This is a genomic window from Burkholderia sp. RF4-BP95 (genome assembly GCF_001521985.1).
GTDB lineage: Bacteria > Pseudomonadota > Gammaproteobacteria > Burkholderiales > Burkholderiaceae > Burkholderia > Burkholderia diffusa.
Genome location: NZ_LOSX01000016.1, coordinates 84,611 through 99,435 on the forward strand (window position 1 = coordinate 84,611; position 14,825 = coordinate 99,435).

Genomic DNA, 14,825 nt, shown 5'->3' on the forward strand with positions numbered 1-14,825 from the left:
CCCACCATGAACGAAGAAATCCTGATCAACCTCACGCCGCAGGAAACGCGGGTCGCACTCGTCCAGCAAGGCGCGGTGCAGGAGCTTCACGTCGAGCGCACGCTGTCGCGCGGGCGGGTCGGCAACATCTACCTCGGCAAGGTCGTGCGCGTGCTGCCCGGCATGCAGTCGGCATTCATCGACATCGGCCTCGAGCGCGCGGCGTTTCTGCACGTCGCGGACATCTGGCATCCGCGCCTCGCGGGCGAGCCGCAGTCGGGCACGCCGCACCAGCCGATCGAGAAGACCGTCTTCGAAGGCCAGACGCTGATGGTCCAGGTGATCAAGGATCCGATCGGCACGAAGGGCGCGCGACTGTCGACGCAGGTCAGCATCGCGGGCCGCACGCTCGTGTACCTGCCGCAGGAGCCGCACATCGGCATCTCGCAGAAGATCGAGAGCGAGGCCGAGCGCGAGGCCGTGCGCGCACGGCTGACCGCCGTGATCCCGCCGGACGAGAAAGGCGGCTACATCGTGCGCACGATCGCCGAGGACGCGACTTCCGACGAACTGGCGGGCGACGTCACGTATCTGCGCAAGACCTGGGCGACGATCGTCGCGCAAGCGCAGCGGCTGCCGGCGACGAGCCTGCTGTACCAGGATCTCGATCTCGCGCAGCGCGTGTTGCGCGATTTCGCGAACGACGACACGACGCGCATTCAGGTCGATTCGCGCGAGACCTACCAGCGCCTCGCGGACTTCGCGGGCGAGTTCACGCCGGCGGTGAGCCCGAAGCTGCATCACTACACCGGCGAGCGGCCGCTGTTCGACCTGTACAACATCGAGACGGAGATCCAGCGCGCGCTGTCGCGCCGCGTCGACCTGAAGTCGGGCGGCTACCTGATGATCGACCAGACCGAGGCGATGACGACGATCGACGTGAACACCGGCGGCTACGTCGGTGCGCGCAACTTCGACGACACGATCTTCAAGACCAACCTCGAGGCGGCGCACACGATCGCGCGGCAGCTGCGTCTGCGCAACCTCGGCGGGATCATCATCATCGATTTCATCGACATGGAGAACGCCGAGCATCGCGACGCGGTGCTGTCCGAGCTGAAGAAGGCGCTGTCGCGCGATCGCACGCGCGTGACGGTCAACGGCTTCTCGCAGCTCGGGCTCGTCGAGATGACGCGCAAGCGCACGCGCGAATCGCTCGCGCACGTGCTGTGCGAGCCGTGCCCGACCTGCCAGGGCAAGGGCCAGGTGAAGACGTCGCGCACCGTCTGCTACGACATCCTGCGCGAGATCCTGCGCGAGTCGCGCCAGTTCAATCCGCGCGAATTCCGCGTGATCGCCGCGCAGCAGGTGATCGACCTGTTCCTCGACGAGGAGTCGCAGCATCTCGCGATGCTGATCGACTTCATCGGCAAGCCGGTATCGCTGCAGGTCGAGTCGAACCTGAGCCAGGAGCAGTACGATATCGTGCTGATGTGACGTTCCGCCCATTCGCCGCCGGCCTCGCCGCGCGGCGAACCGTGCGGCGAGCTCAGCCCTGATCGGCAGGGTTATAGCTCCAGATCACGAGCCCCCAGTTTGTCGATTTGATGTCGGGAAACCTCTCCCCCGCGTTGAAATAGCGCCGCCCCTGTTCGCTGCCCAGTGCGGGACTGACCCACCATCCGCTCTGCGGCACGACGTCACCGGGCCTCGCCTTCAGCTTCGCCGAGGCATTTGGCCGGGCAGGTTCGCTCGAACCCGATGTAACAGGACACCATTCCACGGCGAGCTGGTTTTCCGTACTACCTGCGGCAACCACCCGGCGAGCCTCGGGCGTATCGTCGAACCGCGTCCGAAAAGTCGTCTCGCCCTGTTGTACGTCACCAAAGGTGCCTCCCATAAAGCGCACGCCCGACAGATCCGCCCCTCTGAAATCGACCCCGCTCATATCGCAATTCTCAAACACGGCGTCAGTCAGTCGCGCGGCGTCAAACCGAGATGCAGTGAGTCTGCACTCGACGAAACGAGTTGCCACGAAATCGCATCGCGTTGTCGTATTCCAGCGCCACTCGTTTCGCTCAGCCAGCACCCCGGAAAAATTGCATTCCACGAGCTCCGACGAATTCAGACTTCCCTCTGCCATCGTCACACCGGAAAGATCGCTATTGCTCAACTTGGCATGCTCGATGAACGATTGCCGGAATCGCGCATGGCGAAAGTCGGCACCCGCGCCGTAGACCGGGAGCATTTGCGCCAGGTGAAATCCGCACCTTTTGAAGGAGACGCCGTCCAGAATCGCGTATTGAAACCCGACTTCATCAAATTGCGCTCCATCGAACGTAGCAAAGGCGAGATGGCTGTAGCTCAAGTCGAGATTCGCGAGCTTGGTATCCGGGAGCGATGCTCCTCGAAGATCGATCGTCGGCGATCCATCCAGTACATGGGGCAGCGAATCGCACAGCGGCACCCATTCATCCTCCGGCAACGCGCCCTTGATCGCATCGAGTAGGTCCTTGTACTTCCCGACGTTCCATCGATCGCGCAATTCCCGCACTTCGGCGGCGTTCATCTGCATCCAATTTCTCCGGACAATTTTGTGATTACCTTGGCAATTTACGCGCCATCAATTTTCCGCTTCGGCTCGTCACCACTTCGTAGACTGCCTCCACCTGCTCCGGCTTAATCCTTCCTGGCACTGCAATTTCCACCTCGCCGTGTACAGCGTGCCAAAGCTGCCGTCGGGCTTTCGAACGCGGCCTTCAAGTGCAGCAAGGCGGTCGCGTCAATGCCCGCCACGTACAGTTACCTCAAGAAGACGGACCGACGGCCATGCGATACACTGCGCGACCGATCTCCACGTAACGCGTTATATATCCAACACCATGAGCCAACGCCACAACCGCCGCCAGCGCAAGAAACTCCACATCGCCGAGTTCCAGGAACTCGCGTTCAACGCGACCGCGCATTACCGCAACCAGCTGTCCGACCTCGAGCGCGGCCAGCTCATCGATGCGTTCATCGATTTCGTCGAAGCGAACGGGCTGCTGACCGTCGCATCCGCCGACGAAGGGATCGGCGCGTACGTGATCTCCGGCGCGCCGCGCGGCACGACGACCGATGCCGACCGCGAGAACGTCCGAGCATGGCTGGCCGCACGTCCGGAGCTGACCGACGTCAAGGTCAGCGAATTCACCGACGCGTGGTATCCGGACGCCTGACGTTCCGGTTGCTCCGCGCCTCGCACGGCGCCCCGGTGACGACGACGCTCGGCTCGCTGGTCAAGTAACGCCACGTCGGAAGCCCATGCGGCGCCCGTCCCGTCGTCGACGGTCGGGCGCCGCGCTCGTTGTGCCCCCAACGCCGCCCTTGCGGCGATCGCCCCCCGCCATTTCCCGGTCCTCCCGCGCCCGATTCTTCGCATAAATCGGTCCTGAAAGGAAGACACGTTAAACTCTCACCTCGCGTGGTGCGCCGCCCGCACCCGCCATCCATCGCCAGCCGCGAGCCCCCGGGCCCGCCCCCGACCCATGGAGTGAGTGTCAATGAGCGGCGGACTCCCGTTTCCCGCATCCCGCATGTCGTTCCCGTCCTCGACGGTTTTCCTCGTTCTCGCGGCCGCCGCGCTGCTGTCCGGCTGCGGGCTGCTGCCGACCCAGAATCCGCCCGCGCCGATCAGCGAGGCGCTCGTCGAGCCCGTCGAGGAGACCGCCGGCGAACCGCTGACGATGCCGCCCGTGCCGCCGCTCGTCCAGCCGGAGGAACCGGAAGCGCCGAAGAAGCCGCACCGTGAAGTGACGAAGCCGAAGCCGGTGCAGCGCCCCGAATCGCCGACGCCGCCTCCGCCGCCCCCGCCGCCGCTCGTCGCGACACGCCCGCTCGACCGCACCCAGATCCACGCGCTGCTCGACAGCGAGGTCGCGCGCCGCAACGGCAAGGTGATCGGCCGCGCGGTCGACATGGTGACCGACGCAAGCGGCAAACCGCGCGAGATGATCGTCAACCTGCAGGGGTTCATGGGTGTCGGCGACCGCAAGGTCGTCTTCCCGTGGAACGTGTTCCGCTTCACGCCGGGCGGCAAACAGGAACCGATCGTGCTCGACGTGCCGTCGGGCGACCTGCCGCCGGCCGCCCGGCCCAAGGCCGTGCCGCTGTCGGGTTCGGCCGCGGCGTCGCCCACGACGCGTCTGCCGTTGCTCGACAGCGACGTCGAACGCCCGAACGGCACGAAGATCGGCCGGGTCGTCGACGTGCTGATCGACCGCGGCGCGCAACCGCAGGCCGTCGTGCTCGACCTCGGCGGGCTCGTCAATACCGACCGCCGCTCGATCGCCGCGAGCTGGGGCGCGCTGCGCTTCGTCACGCGCGACAAGGCGCTGCGTCCGCAACTCGACCTGAACGACGCGCAGATCAAGGCGTCGCCGCCCTACGCGGCCGACAAGCCGATCGTCGTGGTCTCGCCGCCGGTTACTGCCGCCGCGCCGGCTTCGCCTGCGAGTGCCGCCCGATGACGATCAAGCATTCCGTCAGCGTTCGCAGTCTCCGGGCCCTCGACTGGCTCAACTTTTTCGTTGCAAACGTTCAAACCGGGTTCGGTCCGTTCATCGCGTCCTACCTCGCATCGCACAAGTGGACGCAGGGCGAGATCGGCATGGTGCTGTCGATCGGCACGATCAGCGCGATGGTCAGCCAGGTGCCGGGGGGCGCCGCCGTCGACGCGCTGAAGAACAAGAAAGGCGCGGCCGCGTGGGCGATCGCGGCCATCATCCTGTCCGCGGTGCTGCTCGCGTCGAGCCCGACGATCGTGCCGGTGATCGCGGCCGAAGTGTTCCACGGCTTCGCGAGCTGCATGCTCGTGCCCGCGATGGCCGCGATCTCGTTCTCGCTGGTCGGCCGCGCCGACCTCGGCGACCGGCTCGGCCGCAACGCGCGCTGGGCATCGATCGGCAGCGCGGTCGCGGCGGGCCTGATGGGGCTCACCGGCGAATATTTCTCCGCGCGCGCGGTGTTCTGGCTGACCGCCGTGCTGGCGTTGCCCGCGCTGTTCGCGCTCGCGATGATCCAGCCGACACATGAAGTGATTCCGCATGCGTCGAAACCCGACGACCGCGACGAAGGCGAGGAGCGCGAGACGCTGCTCGAGCTGCTGCGCGATCGCCGGATGCTGATCTTCGCGGCGTGCGTCGTGCTGTTCCACTTGTCGAACGCGGCGATGCTCAACCTCGCGGCCGGCGAAGTGACGGCCGGGATGGGCGAGAACGTGCAGCTCGTGATCGCCGCGTGCATCATCGTGCCGCAGGCGATCGTCGCGATGCTGTCGCCGTGGGTCGGCCGCTCCGCGCAACGCTGGGGGCGCCGGCCGATCCTGCTGCTCGGCTTCTCGGCGCTGCCGGTGCGCGCGCTGCTGTTCGCCGGCGTGAGCAGCCCCTACCTGCTGGTGCCGGTGCAGATGCTCGACGGCATCAGCGCGGCCGTGTTCGGCGTGATGCTGCCGCTGATCGCGGCCGACGTCGCGGGCGGCAAGGGTCGCTACAACCTGTGCATTGGGCTGTTCGGGCTCGCGGCCGGAATCGGCGCGACGCTCAGCACCGCCGTGGCCGGCTTTGTCGCCGATCACTTCGGCAATGCGGTCAGCTTCTTCGGGCTCGCCGCCGCCGGCACGCTCGCGGTGCTGCTGGTCTGGCTCGCGATGCCGGAAACGCGCGTCGAGAACGGCGACGCGACCACCGGCGAGCCGGCCGCCGCATCGCCGGAACAGGCGCACTGACGCGCTCGCCCCCGCTTCCCGGCCCGACACGATGGATACGATCAGGACACTCAACGAAGCCCGCCAGCAGATCCAGCAGTCGATCTTCGATCTGTTCAAGGGACTGACTTTCGGCGAGCGGCTCACGCAAGGCGCGCTGATGGCGTTGCAAGCCGTCTGCGGCGCGTGCCTCGCGTACACGATCGGCCGCGCGCTGCACACCGAGCAGGCCGTGTGGGCGGCGGTCACCGCGATCGCCGTCACGCAGCACAACTATTCGGACACGATGTCGCTGTCGCGCGACCAGTTCATCGGCGCGATGATCGGCGGCCTGGTCGGCTTTGCGGGCGCCGCGCTCGGCGGCGACCGCCTCGTCGCCTATGCGATCGCGGTCGCGGTCACGATCGTCAGCTGCTGGTGCCTGAACGTCGGCAGCGCGGCGCGGCTCGGCGGCGTGACCGCGACGATCGTGCTGCTGTTTCCAGGCAACGGCCCACTATGGGACATTCCGCTGATGCGGCTCGGGGAAGTGGCGCTCGGCACCGTCTGCGCGCTGGCCGTGTGCTGGGCGATGTCGCGGGTCGAGCGGCGCTGGTTCCGCCGGGCGGCGGATAAGGATAAGGACAAGTGACGCGGCTGCCGGAGCACACGCCCCGGCAGCCGGATGAATCGATGATCGGCGGCGGGTGTTACGGACCGACCCGCAGCACGATGCCCGAGCCGATCTGCACGAGCAGGTAGTCGCCGCCGACGCCCACCCAGTGATAGCCACGCGGCGGCGGGCTCAGGCGATAGCCGCGCCAGTCGTCGACCACGTACTGGCGATCGCGGAATTCGTCCGGGAGACGGTCGCCCTTGTGCCAGTCGCGGCGCGGCTGGTCGGCCCAGCGCGGCGGCACATCGTCCTCGCGATGCATCGCCTGACCCGGCGGCATGTGCTTCGGACCGTGGCCGTGCCGCATGCCCGGGCCGCCGTGGGCTCCATGGTTGTCGTCGTTGCCGTGATCCTGCGCCATCGCGGCCGGCGCTGCGAAACCCGCCGCGACCAGCGCGGCCAGCATCATCCCGTGCATCTTCTTCATTGCCCTTCCCTCCGTGTTGTCACGTCGAACCGGAAACAACGAAACCGGACCTGCCCGATGAAGACTAGCACACGGGTGCGATCCGACGTCACGCCGCCTGCTGCTGGTACTGGATCCGGTGGAGGTGCGCGTACAGCCCGCCATGGCGCAGCAGTTCGTCGTGGCTGCCCGTTTCGACGATCTTGCCGGCTTCGAGCACGAGGATCCGGTCCGCACGCTCGATCGTCGACAGCCGGTGCGCGATCACGAGCGTCGTGCGCCCTTCCATCAGCCGCTCGAGCGCGGCCTGCACGTGACGCTCGGATTCCGAATCGAGCGCCGAGGTCGCCTCGTCGAGGATCAGGATCGGCGCATCCTTGTAGATCGCGCGCGCGATCGCGAGCCGCTGCCGTTGGCCGCCCGACAGACGCATCCCGTTGCCGCCGACCAGCGTGTCGAGCCCGTCGGGCATCGCGGCGACCGCGTCGGCGAGGTTCGCGGCCTCGAGTGCCGCCTGCACGCGGGCGCGGTCGGGCGTCTGCCCGTACGCGACGTTCGCGGCGATCGTGTCGTTGAACAGCACGACGTCCTGGCTGACCATCGCCATCTGGCCGCGCAGCGCGTGGAGGTCGTAGTCGGCCACCGGCACGCCGTCGACCAGGATCGCGCCGCCCGTCGGATCGAAGAAACGTGGCAGAAGGTTGACGAGGGTCGTCTTGCCGCTGCCCGACGGCCCCGCGAGCGCGATCATCTCGCCCGGCGCGACCTTGAACGAAATGCGGTCGAGCGTCGGCCGCTCGGAGGCGCCGTAGTCGAACGACACGTCCCGGAATTCGATCTCGCCGCGCGCGTGCGGCAGCGCACGGCCGCCGCCCTGCGGCTCGGCCGGCTCGTCGATCAGCCCGAAGATCAGTTCGGCGGCCGTCATCCCGCGTTGCAGCGGCTGGTTGACGTCGATCAGGTGCTTGAGCGGCGAGATCACCAGCAGCATCGACGTGACGAACGCGACGAAGCCGCCGACCGTCGTCTGGTCGTTGGTCGACTGCACGACCGCGATCGTGATCACGACTGCGAGCGCGATCGACGCGAGGAACTGCGTCAGCGGCTGCGCGAGCCCGCCCGAGATCGTCATGCGCATCGCGTAGCCGCGCAGCCGCTTGCTCATCGTCGTGAAGCGGTCCATCTCGTACGCTTCGCCGTTGTGCACCTTCACGACCTTGTAGCCGCCGACCGTCTCCTCGACGATGTACGACAGCTCGTTGGTCAGCGTCTGATGCTCGCGGTTCAGGCGGCGCAGGCGACGGTTGATCTTGCTGACGAGCCAGCCGATGCCCGGCAGGATCACCGCGACGATCAGCGTGAGCCGCCAGTTCAGGTAGAACAGGTAGCCGAGCAGGAACACCACGGTCAGCGAGTCGCGCACGAGCGTGACCATCACACCGGTCAGCACCGACAGGATCTGGTTGACCTCGAACACGATCGCGTTGATCACGGTGCTCGCGGTCTCGCGCTGGAAGAACGACGCGCCCGTGTGGATCATCCGCTGGAACATCTCGAGCCGCAGCTGCAGCAGGATGCGGTTCGACACGTAGTTGAGCAGGTAGTTGGACGTGTACTGCGACACGCCGCGCACGAGCGCGAGGCCGATCACCGCGATCGGCACGTACCATTTCGCGCGGTCGCTGCCGTGCGAGCCGAAGCCGTGGTCGAGCAGCGGCTTGAGCAGCGCCGGGATCCCGGCTTCCGTGGCCGCGACGACGCCCATCGTCATCACGGCGAGCAGCACGATGCCGATGAGCGGCCGGATGTACGGCCACAGGCGCTTGAGGACCGTGACCGGCGACGTACCGGTGCCGTCCATCGGTTTGCGAAGAGTGTTCTGGGTTTCCAAGGCAATCCTTCTTGAGCCGCGACGCGGCGCCCGGGGCGTGACTGCCCGGAATTCACCCCGTCCGGCGGGTGCCGAAAAAGGCCCAACATTATAGCTGTACCGCCTGCGCCGGCATGGCCGTCGCCGAAGCGGCCGCCGGCCGGCGCGCGGGTATACTGCCGCTCACCGTTTTCTCCGCCTTTTCGACGATTTCATGGCAGAACCCACCCTCGGCGTCGCCCTCATCGCCCTCAACGCGGCCGCGCGGCTCGCGCAGTGCCTCGACGCGCTGACCTTCGCCGACGACGTCGTCGTGATCGACGGCGGGAGCACCGACGATACCGTCGCGATCGCCCGCGCGCACGGCGCCCGCGTGATCGTCGAGCGCGACTGGCCGGGCTTCGGCCCGCAGAAGAACCGCGCGCTCGACGCCCTCGGCACCGACTGGATCCTGTCGCTCGACACCGACGAGGTGGTCAGCCCGGAACTCGCGCAGTCGATCCGCGCGGCCATCCGCGCGCCGGCCGCGCAGGTCTATGCGCTCGACCGGCTGTCGAGCTTCTGCGGCCAGTGGATCCGCCACAGCGGCTGGTATCCCGACTGGGTGCCGCGCCTGTTCCGGCGCGGCACCGCCCGCTTCTCCGACGACCTGGTGCACGAACGGCTCGTGTTCGACACGCCCGCGCAGCGGCTGCCGGGCAAGCTGATGCACTATTCGTACGAGGATTTCGAAACCGTCGTGCGCAAGCTCGATGCGTATTCGACGGCCGGCGCGCGCCAGCGCCGCGCGGCCGGCCAGCGCGGCGGCTTCGGCAAGGCGCTCGCGCGCGGCGCATGGGCGTTCGTGCGGACCTATGTGCTGCGGCGCGGGTTTCTCGACGGCCGAGCGGGTTTCATGATCGCCGTGTTCAACGCGGAAACGGTGTATTACCGGTTCCTGAAGCTCGGCCACGAGCCGGCCCGCTGAGCGCGCGCCCCCTGCCCCGCCCCTGACGCCGCCGGCATGCGGCCGGCCCGGCGTTACAATGCCGGGCTGCCCGCGCGCCATGCGCGCCCGAGTGCGGCGCCGCGCCACGCGCCGCCGACACGACGACCACCGAATCCGACCGCCATGTTCTCCATCATCATCCCGACCTGGAACAACCTGCCGTACCTCAAGCTCGTCGTCGACAGCCTGCGCCGTCATTCGGCGTACGACCACCAGATCATCGTGCACGTGAACGACGGCTCGGACGGCACGCTCGACTGGGTGCGCAGCGAAGGCATCGAGCACACCGCGTCGCCGGCCAACATCGGCATCTGCCACGCGGTGAACCTGGCCGCCGCGCGCGCGACGCGCGACTACGTCGTCTACATGAACGACGACATGTACTGTTGCCCCGGCTGGGACGCGGCGCTCGTGCGGCGCATCGAGCAGATGCCGACCGACCTGTTCATGCTGTCCGGCACGATGGTCGAGCCCGTCGACACGCGCAACCCGTGCGTCGTCGTCAGCAATTTCGGCCGCGACGCCGAACAGTTCGACGCGGCCGGCCTCGTCGAGGCCACGCCGCGGCTCGCGCGCGCGGACTGGCTCGGCTCGACCTGGCCGCCGACGCTCGTGCACCGCGACTGGTGGAACCGCATCGGCGGCTACAGCAGCGAGCTGTCGCCGGGGATGAGCAGCGACAACGACTTCTCGATGAAATTCTGGGACGCCGGCTGCCGGATCTTCCTCGGCGTCGGCGACAGCCTCGTCTATCACTTCCAGCAGAAAAGCACGGGCAAGATCGTCAAGAACGACGGCCGCCGCCAGTTCCTCAACAAATGGGGCATGACGCAGGCCACGTTCGACCGCTATTACCTGCATCGCGGCGAGCCGGCGGGCTCGCGACTCGCGCTCGACACGCCGGCCGTCGAGGGGCGCCTGAAGCGCGCACTGCTGCGCTCGCGGATCAAGCGCGCATTCAGCTGATCCGACCCCGGAAACGGTAAAGAAACGCCCGCCGCTTCGCGTATACTGCGCGCTTCGTCCCGCGCGGTGCCGCCGGGACGCGCGGCGCGCGGCACGGTGCCCGCATGCCGCATTCGTCCATTCGACAGGTTCCGATGCTTTCGTTTTCCGCTCCCGCCACGCGGCGCCTGACCGCCGCCCGCGCCTTCGCCGTCATCGCGCTGTGCATGGTGCCCGTCTCGACCGCGCTGACCAACGTGTTCTGCGGACTGTTCGCGGCCGCGCTCGTCATCTCCCCCGAATTCTGGCGCGACCTGCGCACGTTCGTCACCGAACCGGCGTCGCTCGCGGCGCTGCTGATCCTCGCGGCGCTGACCGCGAGCGTCACCTATACGGTCGCGTCGCACCCGAAGGCGTGGAACTGGGTCGCCAAGTACGACAAGCTGCTGCTGTTGCCGTTTGCCGTGCTCGCCTTCCGCCACTCGAACTGGGCACCGATCGTGCGGCGAGCGTGGTTCGGCACGCTGTGCGCGATCCTGCTGCTGTCGACCACCAACTATCTCGGGCTGACCGCGATCGGCCCCGCGCATGCGACCGAACTGCCGCTGTCGCGTGCCTGGGTGTTCAAGAACCACATCGCAGCCGGCATGTTCGGCGCGTTGCTGTTTTACCAGGCGGCCGACCTCGCGCTGTCGGCCCGCACCGGGCTGTCGCGCGCCGCGTATGCCGGCGTCGCCGCGTGGTCGCTGATCAACGTGTTCGTGATGCTGCAGGGACGCACCGGGCAGGTCATCGCGCTGCTGCTGATCCTCGTCGTCGCGGTGCGTTTCGTGCTGTTGATGCGCCGCCGGTCGGCGCTGCGCGCGGGGCTCGCCGCCGGGGCGCTGGTCCTGGCGGGCGTCGCGCTCGTCGTCGCCGCGTGCACGGTGCACAACGGCCGGCTTCTGAAGGTCGTATCGGAAGTGCAGCAGTATCGGCAGACCGATGCGGTCACGTCGACCGGGCTGCGTCTCGAGTGGTACAAGAAGGGGCTCGAGCTGTATCGCATGCGTCCCGTGATCGGCTACGGTGCGGGCGGCCTCGAATTCGAGTTCGAGAAGCTCACGGCCGGCAAGACGGCCGCCGAAGGGCAGCTCACGTCGAATCCGCATAACGAATACCTGCTGATGGCCGTGCAGCTCGGCACGCTCGGCGTCTTGCTGTTCCTGAACCTGATCGTGCAGATCGCGCGCGGCAGCCGCGCGCTCGATCCGCGTTCGCGGCAGCTGCTGCTCGCGTGGCTCGCGATCTTCGCGATCGGCAGCCTCGCGAATTCGCTGCTGCTCGATTTCGCCGAAGGTCACCTGCTGGTGCTGCTCGCCGGCATCCTGCTCGGCTGCGGCGCGCGCACCGAAGCACTGCCCCGCGAAACGTCGGCGATCCGGCGCAGCGCGTAACGGATCATGCGGCGGGCGGCACGCGATCCGCGTTGCCGCCCGCCGCAGCTTCAGCCTCTCAGGCTGCGGTGGCGGCGCACGCGCGCCGCTGCCGGAAACACGGCCGCGCGCCGTCGACGCGTCGCCGCTCCCCCGCTTTTCAAATCAGGAAACGTCAGGCCTTCAGGCGTCGTCAGTCGGAACGCGCGCGATGCAAGCGCGACGTGTCGACGACCGCGTCGGCGGCGCCCGGCGGATTCAGCCCGAGCATCTCGGCGGCCGCCGCCTTCACACGCTGCGTGCCGAGATTGACGAGGCAATCGCTATGGCTGTCGACATGGCGCTCACAGCCTTCGTGCCGGCACGGCACGCAATCGCCTTCGCCCTGCAGCAGCCACACGTTGCCGTGCCTCGCGGAGCCGCGCAACGCCCACGGGTTCTCCGTCGCCGGCCAGTGCTGCGGCCACGGCCCCCAGCGCACCGGATCGGACGGACCGAACAGCGCGATCGTGTCGGTGCCCGTCGCGGCCGCAACGTGCGTCGCGCCCGTATCGGGCCCGATGAAGAGCCGCGCACGCCGCACCAGTTCCGCGCTTTCGCCGAACGTCAGGCGGCCGACCAGATTCAGCACGTCGCCGCCCGCCTCGGCCGCGACCTGCTCCGCGTACTCGCGCTCGCGATCGGCCGGGCCGCCCGACAGCGCGATCGCAAACCCCTGCGCGCGCAGCCATTCGATCATCTCGACCCAGCCCTCGAGCCGCCATTGCTTGTAGCGGAACATCGGATACGGATGCAGCACGACGAGCGGCTTGCCGTCGCGGATCGCCGGCGATTCGGCCAGCCACGCGTCGAATCGCGCGCGCCGCGCGGGATCGTCGCCGATGCCCGGCGCGACGACCTCGGATACCGGCTCGATGCCGATCACCGGTGCGAGCGCGAGCGTGCTGACGACCGTATGCGCGGATTCGTGATGATTGATCGCGATGCCGTTCAGCATCATTCGAGTCAGCCACGTGACGCGGTTCGGATCGACGAGGCCGACGCGCTTGCGGCCGGCGAACCAGCTGTAGAAACGCGGCCGGTCGGAGCTCAGCGCCGCGCACGCGAGATCGTAGCGGCGCCACATCGACAGCGCGTCGCGCAAACGCTCCCGGAATCCCGCACGCTGCGCGACGACGATCACGCGCCGCACGTCGGGGTTGTGTTCCAGCACACCCTCGGTGCCGCGAAACACCAGCATGTCGATCTGCGCGTCGGGCCAGCGCGCCTTCAGCGAACGCACGAGCGGCGTCGTCAGCAGCACGTCGCCGATACGGCGCGGGGCTGCGACGAGGATGGTTCTGGGCGGGCGGGCGGAAGAAAACAGGGCCACGGCGATCGTTCCGTCTAGCTGGCTGGACAAGGCTCGCAATGTACAGGATTTTGCGGCCGGTGGCGTGGCGTCGGGCGCAGGCGTCGACAACGCGTCGCGGTCGGAAATTGGGGGCACCCGTCCGGTATCGCGGCAGACAACGACGCGCCGCGCACGGCGGGGTTTGCGGCCATCGTGCCGCCTGGCGTCCCGGTGGCTACGAAACGATTGCGTCGACTGCAGGTGCCGCGAAGGCAGTAGCCGGAAGCCGCACCGCGCCGTCCATCGCTGCTTCGGGCTGTCCGGCCGGCATCAACAGATGAAGCACCGCGCGCTCGAGCGCGTCGACGCCGATCGCGTCGACCGTCGCGCCGGCCCGCAGGATGATGTGCGGCACGCCGAGCGGATGCCAGCGCCGGTATTTCTCGGGACGGTCCTCGAACAGCGCGGTGACCGGCACGCCGAGCGCCGACGCGAGATGCACGGGCGCGCTGTCGGCCGACACGATCGCGTCGAGCAGGCTCGCGGCGGCCACCAGTTCGGCGACCGACGACGGCGCGACATGCCGGGCGTCCACGTCCCGCCACGTGTCGTGGTCGGCCGCGGCCGACACGGCGGGATCGCGGAACACGATCACGTCGGCGAGCGGTGCGAGCCGCCGGGCGAGGTCGCGCCATCGATCGGCCGGCCAGCGCCGCTCCGCCGCCTTGTTCGACACGAAGAGCCCGACGCGCGGCTTCATGCGTGGCCCGAGCAGCCGATACCACGTTTCCTGCAGCGCGCGGTCCGGGTGGACGGACAGCTCGAGACCGTCGAGCCCGGTGCGGCCGAGCTCGGGCACGAGCCGGAATCCCGACAGCGCCTCATGGCACATCGGCCGCGACGCGACGTGTTCGGGCTTGCGATCGTCGAATTCTGAATCGGCATCGTGCCAGCGGCAATCCTTCACGCCGAGCTGTCGCGCGAACTGGATGCTGCTGCGATGCATGCCGCCGTTCGGCACGACCACGAGGTCGAACCGCAAGCGGCGCAGCCGGCGCACGAGCCGCAGCCTGTCGAAGAGCGCGCGCATCCGTCCCGGGCGGTCGTTGCGCTCGCACTGACGGCTGTACACGTAGGTATGGACCGCGTCCACGTCCGGGTTGCCGACCAGCGCGGCCGCGTTGTAGCGGTTCGCGACGACGTGCAGTTCCGCACCGGGCCAGCGCTGTTTCAGCGCGCCGAGGAAAGCGGTCGTGCACAGCATGTCGCCCAGAAAATCAATCCGGATCACGAGGATCCGCCTCATCGGTTTCCCGTTGGCCATTGTTGTAGTCGTGCTGTCGGTTTTTTATCGTCGCGTACCGACCGGCATCACGGCGCCCTTCTCCGTGCCGGCCTCGTCGCGTGGTCGCTCGCGGCACCGCGCCGCCTCGCGTGCCGCGCTGAACCGCCCCCGTTTTCACCCGCGCGAAATCGCCCCGGCCGGCGGAC

General features: G+C 68.1%; 13 protein-coding genes. 8 read left to right on the plus strand and 5 right to left on the minus strand.

What is annotated here, in order from left to right:
- Positions 1-6: 6 nt before the first annotated feature.
- Complete coding sequence (rng, locus tag WS46_RS04350; protein ID WP_059533286.1) at positions 7-1,476, plus strand: ribonuclease G; 1,470 nt, start codon at positions 7-9, stop codon at positions 1,474-1,476.
- Between the two features lie 52 nt (positions 1,477-1,528).
- Here the strand turns inward: rng and WS46_RS33420 are convergent, their stop codons facing one another.
- Positions 1,529-2,554 (minus strand): pentapeptide repeat-containing protein, encoded by a 1,026-nt coding sequence (locus WS46_RS33420; protein WP_082725258.1) that lies wholly within the window; start codon positions 2,552-2,554, stop codon positions 1,529-1,531.
- Between the two features lie 307 nt (positions 2,555-2,861).
- Here WS46_RS33420 and WS46_RS04360 point away from each other — a divergent pair, with 307 nt between their 5' ends.
- The 4 genes from WS46_RS04360 (at position 2,862) to WS46_RS04375 (ending at position 6,353) form a co-directional block, all read left to right on the plus strand.
- Positions 2,862-3,197 (plus strand): YggL family protein, encoded by a 336-nt coding sequence (locus tag WS46_RS04360; protein WP_059689403.1) that lies wholly within the window; start codon positions 2,862-2,864, stop codon positions 3,195-3,197.
- A gap of 324 nt (positions 3,198-3,521) precedes the next feature.
- A complete protein-coding gene (locus tag WS46_RS04365) occupies positions 3,522-4,487 on the plus strand; it encodes a PRC-barrel domain-containing protein (RefSeq protein WP_059689404.1) in 966 nt (321 codons plus the stop codon).
- Positions 4,484-5,743: an MFS transporter gene (locus WS46_RS04370; protein WP_059527268.1), complete on the plus strand. Its 1,260-nt coding sequence runs from the start codon at positions 4,484-4,486 to the stop codon at positions 5,741-5,743. Before WS46_RS04365 ends, WS46_RS04370 begins: the two co-directional genes overlap by 4 nt.
- Before the next feature lie 31 nt (positions 5,744-5,774).
- Positions 5,775-6,353: an aromatic acid exporter family protein gene (locus tag WS46_RS04375; RefSeq protein ID WP_059689405.1), complete on the plus strand. Its 579-nt coding sequence runs from the start codon at positions 5,775-5,777 to the stop codon at positions 6,351-6,353.
- Between the two features lie 58 nt (positions 6,354-6,411).
- Here WS46_RS04375 and WS46_RS04380 read toward each other — a convergent pair whose 3' ends face one another.
- Positions 6,412-6,804, minus strand: a complete 393-nt coding sequence (locus WS46_RS04380; RefSeq protein ID WP_059689406.1) for an RcnB family protein — start codon at positions 6,802-6,804, stop codon at positions 6,412-6,414.
- A gap of 88 nt (positions 6,805-6,892) precedes the next feature.
- Positions 6,893-8,644, minus strand: coding sequence for a lipid A export permease/ATP-binding protein MsbA (gene msbA, locus WS46_RS04385; RefSeq protein ID WP_059689407.1), 1,752 nt, complete (start codon positions 8,642-8,644; stop codon positions 6,893-6,895).
- Between the two features lie 223 nt (positions 8,645-8,867).
- Between msbA and WS46_RS04390 the strand changes: the two genes are divergently transcribed.
- From WS46_RS04390 to WS46_RS04400, 3 genes are all read left to right on the plus strand, one after another.
- On the plus strand, positions 8,868-9,620 hold the full coding sequence (locus tag WS46_RS04390) for a glycosyltransferase family 2 protein (RefSeq protein WP_059689408.1): 753 nt from the start codon (positions 8,868-8,870) through the stop codon (positions 9,618-9,620).
- A gap of 144 nt (positions 9,621-9,764) precedes the next feature.
- Positions 9,765-10,607, plus strand: coding sequence for a glycosyltransferase family 2 protein (locus WS46_RS04395; protein ID WP_059689409.1), 843 nt, complete (start codon positions 9,765-9,767; stop codon positions 10,605-10,607).
- Positions 10,608-10,741: 134 nt separating this feature from the next.
- On the plus strand, positions 10,742-12,022 hold the full coding sequence (locus WS46_RS04400; RefSeq protein WP_059689410.1) for an O-antigen ligase: 1,281 nt from the start codon (positions 10,742-10,744) through the stop codon (positions 12,020-12,022).
- A 172-nt stretch (positions 12,023-12,194) separates the two neighbouring features.
- On the opposite strand, the gene WS46_RS04405 is transcribed toward WS46_RS04400, so the two are convergent.
- Positions 12,195-13,373 (minus strand): glycosyltransferase family 9 protein, encoded by a 1,179-nt coding sequence (locus tag WS46_RS04405; RefSeq protein WP_059689411.1) that lies wholly within the window; start codon positions 13,371-13,373, stop codon positions 12,195-12,197.
- Positions 13,374-13,569: 196 nt separating this feature from the next.
- Entirely contained in the window at positions 13,570-14,658 is a 1,089-nt protein-coding gene (locus tag WS46_RS04410; protein ID WP_059689412.1) for a glycosyltransferase family 9 protein, read from the minus strand.
- Between the last annotated feature and the right edge of the window lie 167 nt (positions 14,659-14,825).

Excerpts from the sequence above, each read along its gene's own strand:
- WS46_RS04395 (WP_059689409.1), top strand. The coding sequence starts at position 9,765 with ATGTTCTCCATCATCATCCCGACCTGGAACAACCTGCCGTACCTCAAG.
- WS46_RS04365 (WP_059689404.1), top strand. The coding sequence starts at position 3,522 with ATGAGCGGCGGACTCCCGTTTCCCGCATCCCGCATGTCGTTCCCGTCC.
- WS46_RS04380 (WP_059689406.1), bottom strand. The coding sequence starts at position 6,804 with ATGAAGAAGATGCACGGGATGATGCTGGCCGCGCTGGTCGCGGCGGGT.
- WS46_RS04370 (WP_059527268.1), top strand. The coding sequence starts at position 4,484 with ATGACGATCAAGCATTCCGTCAGCGTTCGCAGTCTCCGGGCCCTCGAC.
- msbA (WP_059689407.1), bottom strand. The coding sequence starts at position 8,644 with ATGGACGGCACCGGTACGTCGCCGGTCACGGTCCTCAAGCGCCTGTGG.
- rng (WP_059533286.1), top strand. The coding sequence starts at position 7 with ATGAACGAAGAAATCCTGATCAACCTCACGCCGCAGGAAACGCGGGTC.
- WS46_RS04375 (WP_059689405.1), top strand. The coding sequence starts at position 5,775 with ATGGATACGATCAGGACACTCAACGAAGCCCGCCAGCAGATCCAGCAG.
- WS46_RS04390 (WP_059689408.1), top strand. The coding sequence starts at position 8,868 with ATGGCAGAACCCACCCTCGGCGTCGCCCTCATCGCCCTCAACGCGGCC.
- WS46_RS04410 (WP_059689412.1), bottom strand. The coding sequence starts at position 14,658 with ATGGCCAACGGGAAACCGATGAGGCGGATCCTCGTGATCCGGATTGAT.
- WS46_RS04360 (WP_059689403.1), top strand. The coding sequence starts at position 2,862 with ATGAGCCAACGCCACAACCGCCGCCAGCGCAAGAAACTCCACATCGCC.
- WS46_RS33420 (WP_082725258.1), bottom strand. The coding sequence starts at position 2,554 with ATGCAGATGAACGCCGCCGAAGTGCGGGAATTGCGCGATCGATGGAAC.
- WS46_RS04400 (WP_059689410.1), top strand. The coding sequence starts at position 10,742 with ATGCTTTCGTTTTCCGCTCCCGCCACGCGGCGCCTGACCGCCGCCCGC.